Source organism: Streptomyces sp. NPDC056161, assembly GCF_042268025.1.
GTDB lineage: Bacteria > Actinomycetota > Actinomycetes > Streptomycetales > Streptomycetaceae > Streptomyces.
This window is the reverse complement of the sequence record NZ_JBHJUV010000033.1, coordinates 91,906-111,143: the sequence shown is the minus strand read 5'-3', so window position 1 is coordinate 111,143 and position 19,238 is coordinate 91,906. Positions and strand designations below refer to the sequence as shown.

17 protein-coding genes and 2 pseudogenes are annotated in these 19,238 nt (G+C 69.6%); 15 read left to right on the top strand and 4 right to left on the bottom strand.

The window, feature by feature from the left end; translation table 11 throughout:
• Together ACFC09_RS28120 and ACFC09_RS28115 are read right to left on the bottom strand one after the other, a co-directional pair.
• Positions 1-212 (bottom strand): transposase (locus tag ACFC09_RS28120; RefSeq protein ID WP_376533113.1); only part of this gene is annotated, 212 nt, incomplete at its 3' end.
• A gap of 283 nt (positions 213-495) precedes the next feature.
• Positions 496-1,689, bottom strand: a complete 1,194-nt coding sequence (locus ACFC09_RS28115) for a sensor histidine kinase (protein WP_376533112.1) — start codon at positions 1,687-1,689, stop codon at positions 496-498.
• A 407-nt stretch (positions 1,690-2,096) separates the two neighbouring features.
• Here ACFC09_RS28115 and ACFC09_RS28110 point away from each other — a divergent pair, with 407 nt between their 5' ends.
• The 11 genes and pseudogenes from ACFC09_RS28110 to htpX all read left to right on the top strand — a co-directional run bounded on the left by ACFC09_RS28110 (position 2,097) and on the right by htpX (position 14,139).
• Positions 2,097-2,495 carry an NADH-quinone oxidoreductase subunit A gene (locus ACFC09_RS28110; RefSeq protein WP_376533111.1) on the top strand — a complete coding sequence of 133 codons (399 nt, stop codon included), beginning with the start codon at positions 2,097-2,099 and terminating at the stop codon, positions 2,493-2,495.
• A pseudogene (locus ACFC09_RS28105) lies at positions 2,486-3,121 on the top strand (NADH-quinone oxidoreductase subunit B); the annotation flags it as partial. The gene ACFC09_RS28110 and the pseudogene ACFC09_RS28105, both read left to right, overlap by 10 nt.
• Before the next feature lie 206 nt (positions 3,122-3,327).
• A complete protein-coding gene (locus ACFC09_RS28100) occupies positions 3,328-4,995 on the top strand; it encodes an NADH-quinone oxidoreductase subunit C (protein WP_376533117.1) in 1,668 nt (555 codons plus the stop codon).
• Positions 4,992-5,960, top strand: coding sequence for an NADH-quinone oxidoreductase subunit H (locus tag ACFC09_RS28095; protein ID WP_376533110.1), 969 nt, complete (start codon positions 4,992-4,994; stop codon positions 5,958-5,960). The genes ACFC09_RS28100 and ACFC09_RS28095 overlap by 4 nt, the downstream gene beginning before the upstream one ends.
• A 2-nt stretch (positions 5,961-5,962) precedes the next feature.
• On the top strand, positions 5,963-6,529 hold the full coding sequence (locus tag ACFC09_RS28090; RefSeq protein ID WP_376533109.1) for a NuoI/complex I 23 kDa subunit family protein: 567 nt from the start codon (positions 5,963-5,965) through the stop codon (positions 6,527-6,529).
• Positions 6,526-7,056: pseudogene (locus tag ACFC09_RS28085) on the top strand (NADH-quinone oxidoreductase subunit J); the annotation flags it as partial. The gene ACFC09_RS28090 and the pseudogene ACFC09_RS28085, both read left to right, overlap by 4 nt.
• A 386-nt stretch (positions 7,057-7,442) precedes the next feature.
• Complete coding sequence (gene nuoK, locus ACFC09_RS28080; protein WP_376533108.1) at positions 7,443-7,823, top strand: NADH-quinone oxidoreductase subunit NuoK; 381 nt, start codon at positions 7,443-7,445, stop codon at positions 7,821-7,823.
• Positions 7,820-9,865, top strand: coding sequence for an NADH-quinone oxidoreductase subunit L (locus ACFC09_RS28075; protein ID WP_376533107.1), 2,046 nt, complete (start codon positions 7,820-7,822; stop codon positions 9,863-9,865). The genes nuoK and ACFC09_RS28075 overlap by 4 nt, the downstream gene beginning before the upstream one ends.
• Positions 9,866-9,871: 6 nt before the next feature.
• The gene (locus ACFC09_RS28070) at positions 9,872-11,500 is read left to right on the top strand and encodes an NADH-quinone oxidoreductase subunit M (protein WP_376533106.1); all 1,629 of its coding nucleotides are present in this window, start codon (positions 9,872-9,874) and stop codon (positions 11,498-11,500) included.
• A complete protein-coding gene (locus ACFC09_RS28065) occupies positions 11,497-13,020 on the top strand; it encodes an NADH-quinone oxidoreductase subunit N (protein WP_376533105.1) in 1,524 nt (507 codons plus the stop codon). The genes ACFC09_RS28070 and ACFC09_RS28065 overlap by 4 nt, the downstream gene beginning before the upstream one ends.
• Before the next feature lie 255 nt (positions 13,021-13,275).
• Positions 13,276-14,139 (top strand): zinc metalloprotease HtpX, encoded by an 864-nt coding sequence (htpX, locus tag ACFC09_RS28060; RefSeq protein ID WP_376533104.1) that lies wholly within the window; start codon positions 13,276-13,278, stop codon positions 14,137-14,139.
• A gap of 55 nt (positions 14,140-14,194) precedes the next feature.
• On the opposite strand, the gene ACFC09_RS28055 is transcribed toward htpX, so the two are convergent.
• On the bottom strand, positions 14,195-16,078 hold the full coding sequence (locus tag ACFC09_RS28055; protein WP_376533103.1) for a recombinase family protein: 1,884 nt from the start codon (positions 16,076-16,078) through the stop codon (positions 14,195-14,197).
• Positions 16,079-16,346: 268 nt separating this feature from the next.
• Here ACFC09_RS28055 and ACFC09_RS28050 point away from each other — a divergent pair, with 268 nt between their 5' ends.
• Positions 16,347-16,646, top strand: a complete 300-nt coding sequence (locus ACFC09_RS28050) for a transposase (RefSeq protein ID WP_376533102.1) — start codon at positions 16,347-16,349, stop codon at positions 16,644-16,646.
• A gap of 114 nt (positions 16,647-16,760) precedes the next feature.
• On the top strand, positions 16,761-17,480 hold the full coding sequence (locus ACFC09_RS28045) for an IS3 family transposase (protein ID WP_376533101.1): 720 nt from the start codon (positions 16,761-16,763) through the stop codon (positions 17,478-17,480).
• 149 nt (positions 17,481-17,629) lie between these two features.
• Here ACFC09_RS28045 and ACFC09_RS28040 read toward each other — a convergent pair whose 3' ends face one another.
• On the bottom strand, positions 17,630-18,031 hold the full coding sequence (locus ACFC09_RS28040) for a YccF domain-containing protein (RefSeq protein ID WP_376533100.1): 402 nt from the start codon (positions 18,029-18,031) through the stop codon (positions 17,630-17,632).
• A 19-nt stretch (positions 18,032-18,050) separates the two neighbouring features.
• Between ACFC09_RS28040 and ACFC09_RS28035 the strand changes: the two genes are divergently transcribed.
• Both ACFC09_RS28035 and ACFC09_RS28030 read left to right on the top strand, forming a co-directional pair.
• The gene (locus ACFC09_RS28035) at positions 18,051-18,248 is read left to right on the top strand and encodes a hypothetical protein (RefSeq protein WP_376533118.1); all 198 of its coding nucleotides are present in this window, start codon (positions 18,051-18,053) and stop codon (positions 18,246-18,248) included.
• Between the two features lie 297 nt (positions 18,249-18,545).
• Positions 18,546-19,112 (top strand): SMI1/KNR4 family protein, encoded by a 567-nt coding sequence (locus ACFC09_RS28030; RefSeq protein WP_376533099.1) that lies wholly within the window; start codon positions 18,546-18,548, stop codon positions 19,110-19,112.
• Positions 19,113-19,238 lie beyond the last annotated feature (126 nt).

The window sequence follows — 19,238 nt, the reverse complement described above, 5'->3', positions numbered from 1 at the left end:
AGGGCGCCGATGTTGGCGACCTGGTCGACGACGACCAGTACTGTGCCGAATTTCGCGGCCAGCTTCTCGAACAGCTCCCGCAGCTTCGGCTCGGTGTTGGGCAGCCGCCTGTCGTGGACGGTCTTGCCCTGCCCGGTCAGACCGTGAGCGTGGTGAAACTCCTTGCCCAGGTCAAGGCCGAGGAACAGATCTATGTCGACGGTGTCGACCATGCTCGCGTGCCCCTTCGACGTGCACTCGTGCCCGATCCTGGCCGTCCCTGCGGCACCACACGCCGGCAACCACGTTACGCAGACATTCCGTCCCTGAAGAGGTCCGGCGTTGCGCCGGACCGGGCGGTCGTCAGGCCCCTCATCAGCGGTCAAGCGGTGCCCCGAGACCCGGCGGCAACACCCCCCAGGTCATCCCTTCGACAGGGGGCAGACAGCCATACCGGGCCCGGAGGCCAGGCGCCCCATTGCGGGGCCACGAGAAAGGTAACGGGGCGGTGCCGGGTCAAGGGGTCTCCGCCCGGTCCCGCCAGGGGAGTTCGGCGGTGATCGTGGTAGGCCCGCCGACCGGGGAATCGACGACGAACAGCCCGTCCACCGCACCGAGCCGCTCCGCCAGCCCGCGCATCCCGCTGCCTGCGTCCAGCCGTGCCCCGCCCCGGCCGTCGTCCCACACCTGGATGAGCAGCCGGTCCGCGGACCGCCAGACCTCGACGGACGCGGTCCGCGCGCCACTGTGCTTGCTGATGTTCTGGAGCAGTTCCGAGACCGTGAAGTAGGCGATGCCCTCGATCGCGGCGGCCGGCCGTGACTCCAGATCGGCGGTCACCTTCACCGGCACCGTGCAGCGGGAGGCCACCGAGGACAGCGCGGCGTCCAGACCGCGGTCGGTCAGGACCGCGGGATGGATGCCCCGGGCGAGGTCGCGCAACTCCTGCAACGCGAGTTTCACCTCGCCGTGCGCCTCCTCGACCATCGCCGCCGCCGAATCGGGGTCCTCCAGCAGTTTCTCCTTCGCCAGGCCGAGCCCCATCGCCAGATTGACCAGCCGGGCCTGCGCCCCGTCGTGCAGGTCGCGCTCGATCCGCCGCAGGTCCGCCGCCGCGGTGTCCACCACGATCCCGCGGTCGGACTCCAGTTCGGCGATACGGCGCTCCAACTCGTCGGAGGGCGACAGCAGGCCGCGCACCATCATCCGGTCCACGTTCGTCAGCCCCCGCGCGATGAACGGCAGCACCGGCCAGAGCACGAACAGCGACGGCAGCGTGATGGCGAAGGTCAGGATGCCCCAGGGCAGCCGGATCACGTCGTAGAGCAGGGTGCGCCAGCCCACCGGGTCCTTCAGCGCCGACCACATCCGTTGCAGCAGCCCGTCGCCGAGGCCGCGCGGCAACCGGCTCGGCTCGTCGACCCGCACCCCGAGCAGCGTCCGGGCACGGCCCCGCTCCAGTTTCCCCAGCACCCGCGCACCGAGCAGGGTGGCGGCGAGCAGCGGGAAACCGATCACGGTGATGGTCAGCCCGCCACTGGTGACGAGTGCCACGGTCGCGTAGGTGAAGCCGAGCAGCGCCACCGGCAGGTTCACCAGGAGATGCGCGATCTCCTTCCAGGTCTGCGCGGTGTAGGCGAAGCGGGCCGGCGGCGGACGGTCGTCACCGTCGGCCGGGGCCGTCTCGGCGGAGGAGAGGCGAGCGGTCATACGGGCAAGCGTGCCGTGCGCCGCGCTCGGACGCCATGAGGTCCGCCGCCGCGGGGCCCGGGGGAAAACCCCACCTCCTGCTCATACCGTGGGGCGGATGGGGCGGGACGCATCTCATGCCGGTGGGCGGGACGCATGCCGGTGGGCGGGATGGACCTCATGCGCGTGCGGCGGGATGGACCTCGTGCCGGTGGGGTGGGATGGACCTCGTGCCGGTGGGGTGGGATGGACCTCGTGCCGGTGGGGCGGGACGGACGGAGTCCGAGACAGCCTGCTTACCGCTTCTTTAACAGGGCCTAGACTCCGGTGCGTACAGACCGTCGAATCGTGTCGCATCACAGGCATCGCAGGCATCACCAAGGCACTCAGTTCACAGGTCAGGGAGCGAGGGACGGACGTTGCGGGAGATGTTGGGGGGCCCGACGGTGGTCGTCGCGGCGGACTACTTCCGGTCCTATTCCGTCGTGGGACTGCTCGCGCTGGTGGGTGTGCTCTTCGTCGGGGCCGCCTTCGGCGCCGGCCGACTGCTGCGCCCGGTCGTCCCCACCCCTGAGAAACTGCTCACGTACGAATGCGGCGTCGACCCCGTGGGCGAGGGCTGGGCCCACACCCAGGTCCGCTACTACGTGTACGCCTTCCTGTACGTGATCTTCGCCGTCGACTCGATCTTCCTGTTCCCCTGGGCGACCGTCTTCGCCGCCGACGGCTACGGCGGGACCACGCTCGCGGAGATGTTCATCTTCCTCGGCTTCCTCGCCGTGGGCCTGCTCTATGCATACAAGAAGGGCGTCCTGACATGGACGTGACCCCCACCACCCCCGAGCCCGTGCCGCTTCCGGATCCGGTAACGCTCCCCGAGCCCGGATTCCCCGCCGCCGAAGGCAGGGAGAGGCTCGGTGCACTGGCACGCCTGGCCCCCGAGCCGATGAAGATCGTCCTGAACTGGGGCCGCCGCTACTCGCTCTGGGTCTTCAACTTCGGCCTCGCCTGCTGCGCGATCGAGTTCATCGCCGCGTCGATGGCCCGCCACGACTTCATCCGGCTCGGCGTCATCCCCTTCGCGCCCGGCCCCCGCCAGGCCGACCTGATGGTCGTCTCCGGCACGGTCACGGACAAGATGGCGCCCGCCGTGAAGCGCCTGTACGAGCAGATGCCCGAGCCGAAGTACGTCATCTCCTTCGGCGCCTGCTCCAACTGCGGCGGCCCCTACTGGGACTCGTACTCCGTCACCAAGGGTGTCGACCAGATCATCCCGGTGGACGTCTACGTCCCCGGCTGCCCGCCACGCCCCGAAGCGCTGCTCCAGGGGATCCTCAAACTCCAGGAGAAGATCGCCCGGGAGTCGCTGGGGGAGCGCTACGGCGCGTCCCGGCCGTCCGCCGCCACCCTGCAGAGCGGCCTGGTACGCCCGCCGACCGCGGCATCGGCATCGGTATCGGCGAGCCTGCCGACGGCGGAGCCGGTGCGTCCGCCGACCGTGGAGCAGGCAGGTCAGCCGGCCGTCGAGCCGGTGCGTCCGCCGACCGTGGAGCAGGCAGGTCAGCCGGCCGTCGAGCCGGTGCGTCCGCCGACCACGGACTCCGTGCGTCCGCCGACCCAGGACTCCGTGCGTCCGCCGACCGAGGAGGGGGACGCGTGATGGCCACGGTCGGCTGGCTACCCGCCCCCGTCGAGGAACTCTTCGGCCCCGAGGCCACGGCGGAGCTGTCGTACGAGGTGCTCACCGTCGACGTGCCCCCGCAGTTCTGGATCCCCGCCCTGCACACCGCGCGTACGACCCTGACCTGCACTTACTTCGACTGGCTGAGCGCGGTCGACGAACCGGGCAGCGGCTTTCGGGTGGCAGCGCACGTGGTCGCCCTGTCCCCGGTGCGACGCCTGCTGCTGCGCACGACCGTCCCCCACGAGGCGCCCGCGCTGCCCTCCGCCGTCGAGGTCTACGCCGGTGCGGCCTGGCACGAGCGCGAGACGCACGAAATGTTCGGCGTCCACTTCGAAGGCCACCCCGCCCTGGACCACCTGCTGCTCCCGGAGACCTTCGAGGGCCATCCGCTCCGCAAGGACTTCGTCCTCGCTGCCCGTGTCGCCAAGGCATGGCCGGGCGCCAAGGAGCCGGGCGAATCCGAGCACGGCGGCCCCAAGCGCCGCCAGATGCTCCCCCCGGGCGTCCCCGACCCCAACGACTGGGGCCCCCTGAAGGGCCAGCTCCCACCGGCCCCGGCCCGACCGGCCCGCCGTTCCCGCACGGCGGCGGAACCCTCCGCCACCCCGGCCGGCCCCGGCGGCGCAGCATCACGGCCACCCCGCCGCGTACGCACGGCGGCGGAGGGGTCCGCGAGCCAGACGACACCTCCTGCCGAACCCGGGACACTTCCGCCGGAAACTGCGACACCTCCGGCGGAAGCTGGGTCCGGTGGGTCCGCTGGGTCCGCTGGGTCCAGTGTGTCTGCTGGGCCTGTCGGCCCGAGGGGGCCGCGTCGGATGCGTACGGCGGCGGAGGGGTCCGCGAGTCAGACGGGGGCAGTCGGTTCCGCCGGAGCCGTCGGCGGTGCGTCCGAGGCAGGGCAAGCCGAGACGTCCACGCCTCGTGGGACGGGCGGCGGCGCCTCGGGGACGCCGACCGGTCGACGAGCCGAGGGTTCCGGCACGGCCACCCCGCGCCGGTCGCGCAGCGCATCCGAAGGATCCGCCTCGCAGCGCGCCGCCGCCCGCCCCGAGCCGGAATCACAACCGGGGTCGGAGCCGGAATCACAACCCGGGTCGGGACCAGAATCGGAACCGGGGTCGGAGCCGCGATCGCAACCGGAATCGCAACCGGAATCGCAGTCGGAATGGCAGTCGGAACCGGTGGCGGGAGCCACGGCACCCGGCACGGCCGACGACCATCCGTCCCCCCGGCCCACGGCACCCCGCCGCCCGGACGCGCCCTGGCACCACGCCCGCCCGGCCTTCGACGAACCGGAACGACAGCAGCCGCAACAAGCAGAGCCCACCGCCGCCGGGACCGAGCCGGAACCCGCGACGGGCGGGACCCCCGCCCCCGCACAGAAGCCTTCGACGGCAGGAGCGCCCTCCGCGGCCGAGTCGCCCTCCGCGGCCGAGTCGCCCTCCGCGGCCGACCCGGACTCAACGCAGCCCCCGCCCCCCAAGGAATCCCCTTCCGAGGAATTCCCTTCCGAGCAACCCACTCCCGAGGAATTCCCTTCCGAGCAACCCACTCCCGAGGAATCCCCTTCCAGAAACCCGGCGTCCGGGGCCCCCGCCCCGGACAACGCCCCCGACACCCCCGCAGGAGGCCCGCAGTGAACGGCGCGTTGGACGTCGCCCTGCGACTCCTCGCCGTGTTCGTCGTCTTCCTCGCCTTCCCGCTGATCGTCGGGCAGACCGAGCACAAGGTGATGGCGCACATGCAGGGACGCCTCGGCCCGATGTACGCCGGTGGCTTCCACGGCTGGGCCCAACTCATCGCGGACGGAGTGAAGTTCGCGCAGAAGGAGGACGTCGTCCCGAACGGCGCCGACCGCCGCATCTTCCAACTCGCCCCGGCCGTCGCCCTCCTCCCGTATCTGCTCGTCCTGCTCGCCATCCCGATCGGCCCCGGCGAAGGCGCGGTCGGCCAGGTCCTCGACGCGGGCGTCTTCTTCGTCCTCGCGGTGATGGGCGTCGGCGTCCTCGGCTCGCTCATGGCGGGCTGGGCCAGCGCCAACAAGTTCTCCCTCCTCGGCGGCCTGCGCACCGCCGCCCAGCTCCTCGCCTACGAACTCCCGATGCTGCTCGCCGCCGCCTCCGTGGCGATGGCGGCCGGCACCCTCTCCCTTCCTGGCATCCTCCATGCCTTCGAGTGGTGGTGGCTGCCCTGGCAGCTCGTCGGCGCGGTCGTCTTCTTCGTCGCCGGCCTCGCGGAACTCCAGCGACCGCCCTTCGACATGCCCGTGGCCGACTCGGAGATCATCTTCGGCGCGTACACCGAGTACACCGGCCTGCGCTTCGCCCTGTTCCTGCTCGCCGAGTACGCCGGAATCATCGTCCTGTGCGGCCTGACCACCGTCCTCTTCCTCGGCGGCTGGCACGGCCCCTGGGGCGCCGACGGCCTCGGCTGGGTCTGGACCCTGCTGAAGACGGCGATCCTCGCCTTCGTGGTCATCTGGCTCCGCGTCACCTACCCGCGGCTGCGTGAGGATCAGCTCCAGAAGCTCTCCTGGACCCTCCTCGTCCCCCTTTCCCTCGCCCAGATCGCCCTCACCGGCATCGTCAAGGTGGTGATCCAGTAGCCATGGCCCCCATCCCCGGCAGCGGCCTCGCCAAGGGCCTGGCCGTCACCCTGCGCACGATGACGAAGAAGACCGTCACCGAGCAGTACCCGGACGTCCAGCCCGACCTGCCGCCCCGCACCCGCGGCGTCATCGGACTGTTCGAGGAGAACTGCACGGTCTGCATGCTGTGCGCCCGCGAGTGCCCCGACTGGTGCATCTACATCGACTCCCACAAGGAGACGGTCCCCGCCGCCACCCCCGGCGGCCGCGAGCGCAGCCGCAACGTCCTCGACCGTTTCGCCATCGACTTCTCCCTCTGCATGTACTGCGGTATCTGCATCGAGGTCTGTCCCTTCGACGCGCTGTTCTGGTCCCCGGAGTTCGAGTACGCCGAGACCGACATCCGCGAACTCACCCACGAACGCGACAAGCTCCGCGAGTGGATGTGGACCGTCCCGCCGCCGCCCGCCCTGGACGCCGCCGCGGAGGAACCCAAGGAGATCGCCGCCGCCCGCAAGACCGCCGAGAAGCTGGCCGCCGCCCGGAGCGAGTCCACGGAGACCGAACCCGGGGAGGGAGACACGTGAGCCCCGCCGCGCCGCACGGCTTCCTCTCCCCGACCGGAGTCGAGATCGCCTTCGTCCTCGTCGGCCTGGTCACCCTCGGCGCCGCGCTCGTCGCCGTCACCACCCGGCAACTCGTGCACGCCGCCCTGTGGCTCGTGGTCACCCTCGGCGGCCTCGCCGTCGAATACCTCCTGCTGACCGCCGAGTTCATCGCCTGGGTACAGGTCCTCATCTACGTCGGTTCCGTCGTCGTCCTCCTCCTCTTCGGTCTGATGCTCACCAAGGCCCCCATCGGCCGCTCCCCGGACGCCGACTCCGGCAACCGCTGGGCCGCCCTCGCCGTGGCCGTCGCCGCCGCGGCCGCCCTGGTGTGGGTGGTCGTCGACGCCTTCCGCAGCACCTGGATCGACCTGGACGGCGCCGCCGCCGGATCGGCGAAGGTCACCGGCCAGAGCCTCTTCCGGCACTGGGTCCTCCCCTTCGAGGCCCTGTCCGTTCTCCTCCTCGCCGCTCTGGTAGGGGCGATCGTCCTGTCCCGCAGGGCGAAGACGAACGCGAACGCGACCGGCCCCACCGCTCCCACCGGCCCGAACGCTCCCACCGGCCCGAACGGTCTCACTGGCCTGACCGGTCCCACCGGCCCGAACGGTCTGACTGGCGCGAACCGCTCCACCAGCCCGAGCAGTCCATCCGGTCCCGAGGCCCCCGGCACCCGCGACGATCGGCCTGCCCCCGGCACCCGCGACGATCGGCCCGCCCCCGGCACCCGCGACGATCGGCCTGCCCCCGGCACCCGCGCCAGCCGGTCCGCCGCAGGGGAACGCGACGGTCGGCCCGCCACGGGCGAGCGCAACGGTCGGCCCGCCGCAGCGGAGCGCGACGCTCGGCCCGCCGCCGGGGAACCCGCCGCCGGGGAAGCCGAAGGAGCCCGCTGATGCACCTCGTCTATCCGGCCGTGCTCTCCGCCCTCCTGTTCTGCACCGGCCTGTACGGCGTTCTCGCCCGCCGCAACGCGGTCCTGGTCCTGATGTCGGTCGAGCTGATGCTCAACGCCGTCAACCTCAACCTGGTCGCCTTCGACGTCTGGCTCAGCAAGGCCGCCAAGGAGACCCTGCACTCCGGCCAGGCCCTGACCCTGTTCACCATCGCCATCGCCGCCGCCGAGATCGGCATCGGCCTGGCGATCGTCCTCGCCGTCTACCGCAACCGCGGCACCTCCGACATCGACCGGCTCCGCGACACCGCGGAGGGCCCCGAGAACGACGGCCCCGACAGCGGCGCCTCCGCCGCCGAGAAGGCTGAGGCCACCGCGTGACCACGACCACCCTCGCCGTCCTCGTCCCCCTCCTGCCCTTCCTGGGTGCCGTGGCCGGCCTGCTGCTCGGCCGTACGGCCCCCGGCTTCGTCCGCCCGCTCGCCGTCCTGCCGACCCTCGCCTCCCTCGTACTGGCCGTGCTGGTCGCCGTGCGCCAGGGAGGCGGCCACGCGATCGACTCCGCCACCGAGCTGACGCCCACCGGTTCGGTCCCCATCGAACTCGCCCTGCACATCGACGGCTTCGCCGCCCTCGTCGCCCTCCTGGTCGGCGTGGTCGCCACCTGCGTGCAGATCTACTCGACCGGCTACCTGCGCGACGACCCGCGCTACCCCTCGTACGCCGCCCTCGTCTCCCTCTTCACCTCCGCGATGTTCCTGGTCGTCTACTCCGGCGACCTGATCGTGCTGCTGGTCGGCTGGGAAGTCATGGGCATCTGCTCCTACTTCCTGGTCGGCCACTACTGGGAGACCCCCGAAGCCCGCGCCGCCTCCCTCAAGGCGTTCCTCGTCACCAAGCTCGGTGACGTGCCCTTCCTCATCGGCCTGTTCGCGCTCGCCACCGACGCCGGGTCCTTCCGCATCACGCGCGTCCTCGACACCGTCACGAGCGGCGGACTCGACCACCCGACCCTGATCGCCCTCCTGCTCCTCGCGGGCGTGGCGGGCAAGTCGGCGCAGTTCCCGCTGCACACCTGGCTCCCCGACGCGATGGCGGGCCCCACGCCCGTCTCCGCTCTGATCCACGCCGCGACGATGGTCGCCGCCGGTGTCTACTTCGTCGCCCGTCTCCTCCCCGTCTTCCAGGCGTCCTCGGCCGCGATGGTCGTCCTCGCCGTCATGGCCGCCGTCACCATGGCCGGCTCGGCGCTCGCCGCGCTCGCCCAGGACGACATCAAACGCGTCCTCGCCTACTCCACGATCGGCCAGCTCGGCTACATGACCGGCGCCCTCGCCGTCGGCGACCGCGCTGCCGCTGTCTTCCACCTCCTGTCCCACGGCGCCTTCAAGGCACTGCTGTTCCTCGCCGCCGGCGTGCTCATCCACGCCGCCGGCACCAACTCACTCGCCGCCATGTCCCGCATGAGCCGACTGCGCGACCGCGTCCCCGACGCGTACTGGACGATGACCGTGGCGCTCCTCGCGCTCGCCGCGATCCCGCCCTTCAGCGGCTTCTTCTCCAAGGAGTCCGTCCTCGGCGCCGCCGAGCACGTCGCCACCGGGCACACCGGGCACGCCCCCGGCCCGGCGGGCTGGATCGTGCTCGTCGCCGGCCTGCTGACCGCCCTCCTCACCGCCGCGTACGCGACCCGCCTGTGGCTGCTCGCCTTCCGTGGCCGGGGAGCCGAGGCCCCGCACCACGGCAAGCAGCCGCTCACCATGACCGTCGTCCTGTGGGTGCTCGCCGTCCCGTCGCTCGCCTTCGGCGGGTTGGCGTTCCGCCTGCTGCCCGACTGGTTCGACAGCGGCAGCCTGGCCCCGACCCTCACCACGTCGGTGCTCTCCACCGGCCTCGCCCTGGCCGGCGGTCTCGTCACCTACGCCGCCTGGCAGCGCACCAGCGCCCTGGCCGCCCGTACCCCGACGGGAGAGGCCACCGCCCGCCCCGAGGCCGCCGCCGGACTCGTCGAGGAAGAGACCATGGCCGGCCCGTCACCCGAGCACCGCCCCGCAACGAGCCGCTACCCGGTGCCTCTTCCGATTCCGCCCGCCTACCGCGACGCGGCCCACGCCCCCGACCCGGCCGACCCCGGACGGCTGCTGCTCGGCCCGCTGCAACGGCACGCCGCCGCCGGCTTCCACGTGGACGCCCTGTACGCGGTCCTGTTCGTCCGCCCGGTCCAGGCCGGAGCGAGTCTCGTCCGGTTCCTCGACCGCGAGGTCGTCGACACCTACGTACGCGGCGCGGCAGCAGTGCCCCGCCTGCTCGGGGCCGCCGTACGGCGCGCCCAGACCGGCAACGTACAGACCTATGTGAGCGCGCTGCTCGCCGGCACCGTCGTCCTGGCGGTCGCCGTCCTCCTCGTCGCCACGGGAGCGTGAGCAGGCGTGATCGGTATCAACGAGTCCGTGATGCAGTTCCTTCTGGCGTTCGTCGTCGTCGGCCCGCTCCTCGGCGCCGTCACCGCTCTGCTGCCCGCACCGCCCGGACTGAAGGGGAAGTCGCCCGACCAGGCCGTACTGCGCCACGGCGTGACCGTGACCGGCGCGATCCTCGCCGCCGCCATCGTCCTGGCACTCGGCTTCGACCACGACCATCCGTCGAGGATGCAGGCCACGACCGACATCAGCTGGATCCCCGCACTCGACGTGCGGATCCACCTCGGCATCGACGGCATCTCCCTCCCCCTTCTGGTCCTGAGCGCGCTGCTGACCTTCCTCTGCGCGCTCTACTCCTACTTCAAGATGCCTTCGGGCCCGTCCCCGAAAGCCTTCGTCGCCCTGCTGCTGCTGCTGGAGTCCGGCACCCTCGCGACCTTCGCCGTCCTCGACCTGCTGCTGTTCTTCCTCGCCTTCGAGATGGTCCTCGTCCCGATGTACTTCCTCATCGCCCGCTGGGGCGGCGAAGAGAGGACCCGGGCCGCGTGGAAATTCATCCTGTTCACCCTGCTCGGATCCGTGGTCATGCTGCTCGGCCTGCTCCTGATCGGAATCAAGGCGGGCACGTTCGACATGATGGCACTCGCCACTGACAACGGCCGGTCGCTGACCACATCCGTGCAGGTCATCGCCGTTTTGGCAATCGGCATCGGGCTCGCGGTCAAGACCCCGATGTGGCCGCTGCACAGCTGGCTGCCGGACGCCCACACCGCCGCGCCGACCGTCGGCTCGGTCCTGCTGGCCGGCGTCCTGCTGAAGATGGGCACGTACGGGTTCGTTCGCATTCTGCTGCCGGTCACGCCCGAGGGCTTCCGGACCTTCGCGCCCTACCTCGCCGCCTTCGCCGTCGTCGGGATCATCTACGGATCCCTGGCCTGCCTGGCCCTCGCCAGACCGGGCGCGAAGGGCGACCTCAAACGGCTCATCGCCTACTCCTCCGTCGGCCACATGGGCTTCGTCCTGCTCGGCATCGCCACGATGACCCCGACCGGCGTCAACGGCGCACTGTTCGCCAACATCGCCCACGGCCTGATCACCGGCCTCCTGTTCTTCCTGGTCGGCGCCGTCAAGGACCGCACGGGCAGCACCGACCTCGACACCCTCTCCCGCCCGTCACCCGACCGGCGCCCCACCGCGGGCGACACCGCCGCGCCGGTCCGATCCCTGCCGGGCGCCGCGCTGTACGGCAAGGCCCCGCGGCTCGGCGGCCTGCTGGCCTTCGCCGCGGTCGCCTCCCTGGGCCTTCCCGGCCTGGCCGGGTTCTGGGGCGAGATGCTGGCCCTGTTCGGCGCGTTCCGGCCCGCCGCCGGCCTCAGCCGCCCCGCGTTCCTCACGTTCATGGCGATCGCCGCGTTCGGCACCCTGCTGACTGCCGCGTACATGCTCATCGTGGTCCGCCGCGTCTGCATGGGCCCCGCACCGCGGCAGACGCCGGAACTCGCCGACGTCCGGCCGTACGAGTTCGCGGCCTGGACCCCGCTCGTCGTCCTCACCGTCCTGGCCGGACTGTGGCCCAGGGCCCTCCTCGGCCTGACCGACCCGGCCGTGCAGCAGTTCCTTGCAGGAGGCACCCGATGAGCCATCCGGCCCAGCCCCTGGCCGAGTCGCTGGTCCAGTCCGTCGACTGGCTCGCGATCGCCCCGCCCACCGCCGCGGCGGTCGTCGGCCTCGCGATCCTCGTCGCCGACCTGTTCGTGCCGGACGCCAAGAAGGCCGTGCTCGGCTGGGTCGCGGTGGCCGGACTCGCCGCCTCGGCCCTCCTGCTGCTGCCGCTCCTCGACGGCGACCGCAGCACCTTCTGCCAGAGCGGCGACCCGCGCCTGTGCAGCTACACGGCCGACCGGTTCACCCTCGTCATCCAGTTCCTCGTCCTCGGCGGCGCCCTCCTGGCCGCCCTGCTGTCGGTCACCGCGCTCAAGGACGGACGCCGGAGACTCCCCGAAGGGGAGTTCTGGTTCCTGCTGCTCTCCTCCGCCGCGGGCGCCGCCCTGCTGCCCGCCTCCCGCGACCTCGCCACCCTCGTCGTCGCCCTGGAGGTCGCCTCGCTGCCGGCCTTCGCCCTCGTCGGCATCCGGCACGGCGACCGCAGGTCCTCCGAAGCGGCCCTGAAGTTCTTCCTGTCCTCGGTCACCGCCACCGCGGTCACCCTCCTGGGCATCAGCTTCGTCTACGCCACCACGGGCACCCTCTACCTCACCCGGATCGCCGACCGCATCCAGCACGTCGACGGACAGTTCCACACGCTCGCCCAGACCGGCGTCGTCCTCACCCTGGTCGGCTTCGCCTTCAAGACCGCCGCCGTCCCCTTCCACTTCTGGGTGCCCGACACCTACGTGGGCGCCCCCCTGCCCGTCGCCGCCTTTCTGTCGGTCGTCGGCAAGTCCGTCGGATTCTCCGGCCTGATCCTGGTCACCGTCGTCGCCTTCCCGTCGTACGCCGAGGCATGGGGCCCCGCGATGGCCGTGCTGGCCGCCCTCACCATGACCGTCGGCAACGTCGGCGCGCTGCGGCAGCAGGCCACGCGCGCGTACAGCGCGGTACGGCTGCTCGCCTGGTCCTCCGTCGGCCAGGCCGGCTACCTCCTGGTGCCGATCGCCGCCGCCGGATACTCCGCGGACGCCCGCAGATCGATCGGATCCACGGTCGCCTACGCCCTCATGTACGCCGCCGTCAACCTCGGCGCCTTCGCCGTCGCCGCCCTGGTGAGCCGCGCGAAACCCGGCAACCGCGTCAGCGACTACCGCGGCCTGTACGCCTCGAACCCCGTGACCGCCCTGCTCCTGGCCTTCTTCCTGCTCTGCCTAGCCGGACTGCCCCCGGGCGTCATCGGCCTCTTCGCGAAGGTCACCGTCTTCTCCGCCGCCGTCGACGCGGGCCTCGGCTGGCTGGCCGTCGTCATGGCCGTGAACGTGGTCATCGCGCTCTACTACTACCTCCAGTGGACGGCCCTGCTGTTCCGCGCGCCCGAGGGCGAGCCCGCGCGACACCAGGTCCCCGCCCCCCTCACGGCCGCCCTCGCGCTCACCGGAGCCCTCGGCGTCGCCCTCTCCGGAGCGCCCCAACTGGTACTCCGCTTCGCCGGTACCGGCCTGTTCTGAACAGCCCGCACGCGCGCGTGGAGCGGCCGGGCCCGGCGCACGTCCCCGGACATCGGCCGTCCTCACCCGGACGGCCGACGCCTGCCTGCGCCCCCGTAAGGGAACTAGCGGCTGCCGCCTGGCGTTGACCAGTACGGGAGGGTCCACTGGACGTGACACCACGACACCAGTGGCTACGGAGATCCAGCAAGCGCACCAGCAAGCACGCACCAGCAAGCAAAGGGTTCCCCTGCTGCACGATTTGGAGGGCGTACCGTGCACCGCCGGCACAACGGGCTCAGGACCGCAGTACTCCTGGGGGGACTGTCCGCACTCATCATCGTCATCGGCAGCTTCTTCGGCCGCACGGGCTTGATCGTCGCGGTTCTGATCGCCCTGGGCACGAACGCGTACGCGTACTGGAACAGCGACAAACTGGCGCTACGCGCGATGCGTGCCCGCCCGGTGAGCGAGTTCGAGGCCCCGGCCCTGTACCGGATGGTCCGTGAGCTGTCCACCCAGGCCCGCCAGCCCATGCCCCGCCTGTACATCTCCCCCACGGAAGCACCCAACGCGTTCGCGACCGGCCGCAACCCGCGCAACGCCGCCGTGTGCTGCACCGAAGGAATCCTGCGCCTCCTGGACGAACGCGAGCTGCGCGGCGTCATCGGCCACGAACTCAGCCACGTCTACAACCGGGACATCCTCATCTCGTCCGTCGCCGGCGCCCTCGCCTCGGTGATCATGTTCCTGGTCAACTTCGCCTGGCTCATCCCGGTCGGCCGTTCCGAGGACGACGAGGGCCCCGGCATCTTCGGCATGCTGCTGATCATCATTCTGGGCCCGCTCGCCGCCAGCCTCATCCAGCTGGCCATCAGCAGATCCCGGGAGTACGAGGCGGACGCCTCCGGTGCCCAGCTCACCGGCGACCCGCTCGCCCTCGCCGGGGCCCTGCGCAAACTCGACGTCGGCACCAAGCAGCTGCCGCTGCCGCCCGAGCCCAGGATCGAGACGGCGAGCCACATGATGATCGCGAACCCCTTCCGTCCCGGCCAGGGACTGTCCAAGATGTTCTCGACCCATCCGCCCATGGCGGACCGTATCGCCCGGCTCGAAAAGATGGCAGGTCGTACCCGGTGAAGACCGTCCTGAACGTCATTTGGCTCGTCCTGAGCGGCTTCTGGCTGTTCCTCGGCTACCTGCGGGATGGCTCAGCGGCGCTCAGCATCATCCGCGGATCAACGCGGCCTTCAATGGTCATCTGTGGCAGCAGCTCAGGGACCCAAACAGGCACTCGTGCTGTGTGCGTAAGGGATTCGTTGACCCGTTTCCAGGTCCCGTCGCCGGACCACCTGCGGAAGTGATCAGCCGAAGTCTTGGTGACTCCAAGCTCGGTGAAGATCTCCGGCCAGGACATTCCGGTACGCGCCTTGTAGAAGATTGCGTTGACCGAACGACGGATTGCGTCACCAGGGCGTCGAGGGAGCAGCCGGGCGACTGTTTGCCAGTCGGTATCGGAGAGGTCGGCAGCAGGAACATCCAAACCAGCGGCCCTGTACCAGGTGCTTACGGGACAGGGCAACCCGGTTTTTAGCTCCTTCGGTACGGAGCCGGTGAACGTCACCCTCACTTCGAGCAGGTCGAGGATCTCGGCTTGCTGAACCGGTGCCATCTGTCGGAATGAGTTGCGCGCTAGCTTGGCGAGATCCTGTAGATCACGATTCCTGCGGTCCGCGTTTTCCACCTCAGTGAGCCATTGTGCTGCTTCATCGCGGAGCCTTTCGAGTTGCTGAAGTTCGTCGTCGAGAGGGGCCGTGGCAGCAGCGATCGAATCAGCCGAACGAGTCTTCTTCGCCGTGGCTACGGTCACAGCAGTGATGGCTTCACCGAGTTCTTCGATTTGCCGGTCAAGATCAGAGATCCGCTCGATGTTGGCTTCCCTGTCTCCTTCGGAAAGTCCGATCCACTCTGCGGCAAGTTCTTCCAGCCTCTTACCGTCTCCGATGACTTTGACGACTTCGCCCCAGACGTGATCCTCAAGAGCTTGTGCGTCTACGTGCGAGCAGCCACAGGAATCTGTGCCAGCAGGACGGTTGCTATTGCCACCGCTGCAACGATATTGACGCCCGCCGGAGTTGGTGGACGCGCGACTGATTCCGGTATAAATCTTCCCGCACAATCCAATGACCCTGCCGGAGAGTGGGTAAATGGAACACTCGCGACGTGTGGCCAACACGCGTACGACCGACTTGCGTTTGAGAAGGTCCGCTTCGTCGGGGGTGAGGATGCGGGGAAGTTTGATAGTGACGGATTGTCCCCATAGTGGGACGCCATTCTCATCAACTTGAGAGTGTTTGCCGCGGAAGACGATCTGTCCTTCCAAAACTGGAGCGGACAGGATCCGATCCCGCAGATTTACATACGTCCACGGGTTTCCGGACCGATTGAGTTTTCCTTCCGAGTTCAGGCGGGTGGCAACTCGGAAGAGGTTCAGCCCGTCAGTCACGACCAGGTCGTAGACATATCGGATTAGCGCTGCTTCAGCTTCGTTAACCACGAGGTAAGACCCGGTTGTGCCCTTACCCTCGATTCGGTAACCGAACGGCGGGCGCCCCCCAATATGGGCGGCCTCGACCAACTCGGCCTTCTCTTGCAGTCCTCCCTGCGTACGATCCCTGATCGTCTCCCACTCGGTTTCGGCGTAATCGGCGTCGCGGCGCATCTTCTTACGCCCGTCAGAGGTCGTGTTGTCGTAATCGTCGGAAACGACGGCGACGAACACCCCGATGTCTTCCAGAGCCCAGACCCAGCGCCAGAATGCCCGGCCCTTGCGTCCGATCGCTCGCCCATCGGGCACCACGACGATGTCGAACGGACGAGGCTCCTTCTGGGCATCGGCCATCAGCCGCTTCAAGCCGCCTCGCTCCGCCGCCTCCAGGGAGCCGGACACTCCTTCATCTGTGTAGGTGTCGACGTGCTTCCAGCCCTTGAGAGTGATGTAGCGGGTCGTCTTGCTGTTCTGCCTCGCTACGCCGTAGCCATGTGTCTGTTCCTCAGTGGAGACGCGGAGGTAGGACACGGCGCGTAGCACCCGTGTTGCCGTGACGTTCTCGGCCGCTTGGGTTGCTGAGGGCAGGGGTGTGCTTACATTGGACACGTCGACTCCTAATCAGTCGGCCAGCCCCGGGGCGGTGCCAGCCGCTGCCGGGGCGTCTTCGTCAACTCCCAAGGTATCTCGCGAATGTGATGCTCTGTTGGATCTTTTGGTATATCCGCGATGTGAAGCTTCCCCTTGATCGTGGACACCTGGAGACTGGGACCTGAGGTTCCAGAGGAAGTAGCACCAGGTGGGAAGCAAGTACACGAAGCGGTACACCGAGGAGTTCAAACGTGACGCCATCGCGCTCGTCGACTCCTCGGGCAAGACGGTCACCGCCGTCGCCCGGGAACTCGGCATCAGCTCCGAGTCCCTGCGCGGCTGGTACTGCAAGGCCAAGGCCGACCGGGGCGAGGACCAGGGCGGCGAGCTGACCAGCGCCGGGCGCGAGGAACTGCGGCGGCTGCGGCGGGAGAACCGCGAACAGCAGCAGACGATCGGGATCCTGGAAAAAGCGACCGCTTTCTTCGTGAAGGAGAACGACCGGTGAGTGGGCTCTACCGGTTCATCCACGCGGAGAAGGCGAACTACCCGGTCACGTTGCTGTGCCGGGTGCTGCACGTGGCTCGCTCCTCCTCTTACGCCTGGCGCGCACGAGATCACGGTGCTGCACATCGCCTCCCGCCGCACCTGCGGCGTCCCCCGCGTCCACGCCGAACTGCGGCGCCTGGGCCGACGGGTGAACCGCAAGCGCATCGCCCGCATCATGCGCGAGCGCAACATCCGGGGCGTCACCCGGCGCAAGCACCACTGGCTGACCCGGCCCGACAAGAAGGCGAAGCCGGCCCCGGACCTGACCGGCCGCGACTTCCACGCCGAGCGGCCCGGCACCAAGCTGGCCGGCGACATCACCTGCCTGTCCGCCGCCGAGGGCCGGTTCTGCCTCGCCCGCGGGCTGGACCTGGCCACCCGCGAGGTCATCGGCTGTGCCATGGCTGATCACCACCGCGCCGAACTCGTCGTCGACGCGCTCGATATGGCCCACGGCCGGAGCCACCTGGAGCCGGGCTGTGTGATCCACAGTGATCGCGGCAGCGAGTACACCTCGGCCCAATTCCGAGACCGAATAAGCGAGTCGGGCTTGCGGCAGAGCTGCGGACGCACCGGATCATGCTTCGACAACGCCGCCGCGGAGAGTTTCCGGGCCCTGCTCAAGGAGGAGATCGGAACCCGGACCCGGCCGGACCGGGCGACCGCCCGCACCGAGGTCTTCAACTTCATCGAGACCTTCTACAACCGCCGACGCCTGCGCAAGCACAAAATCTTCGGCTACCTCACCCCGGCCGAAACCAGGCAACGGCATCAACACACCCTCGCGGCATAACCATCGAGTGTCCAAAGATCACGGGGAAACTTCAGACACGGCTTCGACCGTATCGGGGGACGCCCAGCAAAACGAGGGCATGCCGTTGCTTCCCACGCGACAGAGCCCCCGGCTTACCAAGCCGGGGGCTCCGCGAACCAGAACTGAAATCACCGCCCGCCAAACGCCACGTCGGTTGGGACGACCTCATGGCCCAGTGGCGTAAGAGAGATCGGAATGAGCTTGAGGTTCGCCCATCCGAAGGGAATTCCGATGATCGACAGGAAGAGAGGGATGCTCGTGATCAGGTGGCCGATGGCGAGCCACCAGCCCGCGAAGATGACCCAAATCACGTTGCCGATGCACGAGGCGGCCCCCGCATCCCGCTTCGGCACCGTCGTACGGCCGAAGGGCCAGAGCACGAAGCCAGCGATCCGCAGCGAGGCGATACCAAAGGGGATTGTCACGATGAGGATGAAGCAGATCAGCGCAGCCACGGTGTAGGCGATCGCCATCCAGATCCCGCAGAAGATCAACCACAGGACGTTGAGGACTAGGTTGATCGGGTTCATGATCGCTTCCCCTTAGCGTGTGACGCTCGCACTCGGTCTCACCAGTCAGTATCCGGCACTCATGCACGGAGCTGGAACCTTAGCGGCCTTGTGGGAGCGTTGTGAGTGTCGGGGAGCGATCCCGTTCGGCATCGCCAACTTCAAGCTGATTCCGGTGTCCCTGCTTCCGCTGGGCCGTGAGATCGTCCCCACGGACCAGCCGTTCGCGACGCGCTGACCAGGACGAACGACCGCAGGCTGGGAGGGGCGCGGCGGGAGGGACGCCGGAGCACGCCGTCGAGCACCCGCCATGGGGTCGGACGACGTGGGCGCACCCCAGGTATTTCCGGCCTGGTCGGCGGACGCCGAGAAGGCCCTTGCCTGCGCAGCCGCGCCGATCCCGAAACGGTCCGCGGTCCCTGAGAACTCGCGGTCTGACCGTCCCTCACCCACCTCCGCGACCCGCGGTTCTCCACAAGTCCGAAGTTGTCCACAGGCTCGCCCGATTGTCACAGGCGGCCTGCATCATGAAGCCATGACCGAGATCGAGCAGTTGCTGACCCGGGTGGCCGCGCAGGCCCGCATCTCCCGTCCGTGGGGCTGGCCTTCGCTGCCCGACCCCGTCGACGCGGCCGCACCGGCCCGTGCGGAGGCCGCTCTGGGCTTCGCCCTGCCACCGCTGCTCGCTTCGCTCTACTGCCGTATAGCAGACGGCGGCTTCGGCCCGGAATACGGCCTGCTGCCCCTGCTCGACAGCCCGCCCTCGGGCGAACCGGCCGCCGTCGCCCAGTACGTCGAGCATCGCGAGGAGGCCCGCAAGGACCCGGACTGGCCCTGGCCCGAGGGCGTGCTGCCGATATCCCACTGGGGATGCGGGATGTTCGCCTGTGTGGACTGCCGTGCCCCGGAGGCCACCGTCCTGCTCTACGAGCCGAATGCCGACGACGCCGGCCACGCCTGGTACGTGGACGCGCCCAGCCTCACCGACTGGCTGCGCACCTGGCTCGACGGAACCGGCTGGTACGAGGAGAGCAACGACGGCATGGACCTCCGGCCATGGGCCGATTTCCACAGCCGCACGGCACCCTCGCGGACCTCCTGAGCCAGCCGCCACCGCCGGACCACCCCGCCCGGCAGCGACCGAAGCGTCACGTTCCGGGCCTCGCACGGCTCGGCTCGACTCCGCGCCCCGCCCGACACGACCGGAGCACACCCGCAGTGGCCCGAG

Coding starts and splice junctions, on each gene's coding strand:
- nuoK (WP_376533108.1), top strand. CDS start 7,443: ATGCACCTCGTCTATCCGGCCGTGCTCTCCGCCCTCCTGTTCTGCACC.
- ACFC09_RS28040 (WP_376533100.1), bottom strand. CDS start 18,031: ATGAACCCGATCAACCTAGTCCTCAACGTCCTGTGGTTGATCTTCTGC.
- ACFC09_RS28065 (WP_376533105.1), top strand. CDS start 11,497: ATGAGCCATCCGGCCCAGCCCCTGGCCGAGTCGCTGGTCCAGTCCGTC.
- ACFC09_RS28100 (WP_376533117.1), top strand. CDS start 3,328: ATGGCCACGGTCGGCTGGCTACCCGCCCCCGTCGAGGAACTCTTCGGC.
- ACFC09_RS28090 (WP_376533109.1), top strand. CDS start 5,963: ATGGCCCCCATCCCCGGCAGCGGCCTCGCCAAGGGCCTGGCCGTCACC.
- ACFC09_RS28110 (WP_376533111.1), top strand. CDS start 2,097: ATGTTGGGGGGCCCGACGGTGGTCGTCGCGGCGGACTACTTCCGGTCC.
- ACFC09_RS28115 (WP_376533112.1), bottom strand. CDS start 1,689: ATGACCGCTCGCCTCTCCTCCGCCGAGACGGCCCCGGCCGACGGTGAC.
- ACFC09_RS28030 (WP_376533099.1), top strand. CDS start 18,546: ATGACCGAGATCGAGCAGTTGCTGACCCGGGTGGCCGCGCAGGCCCGC.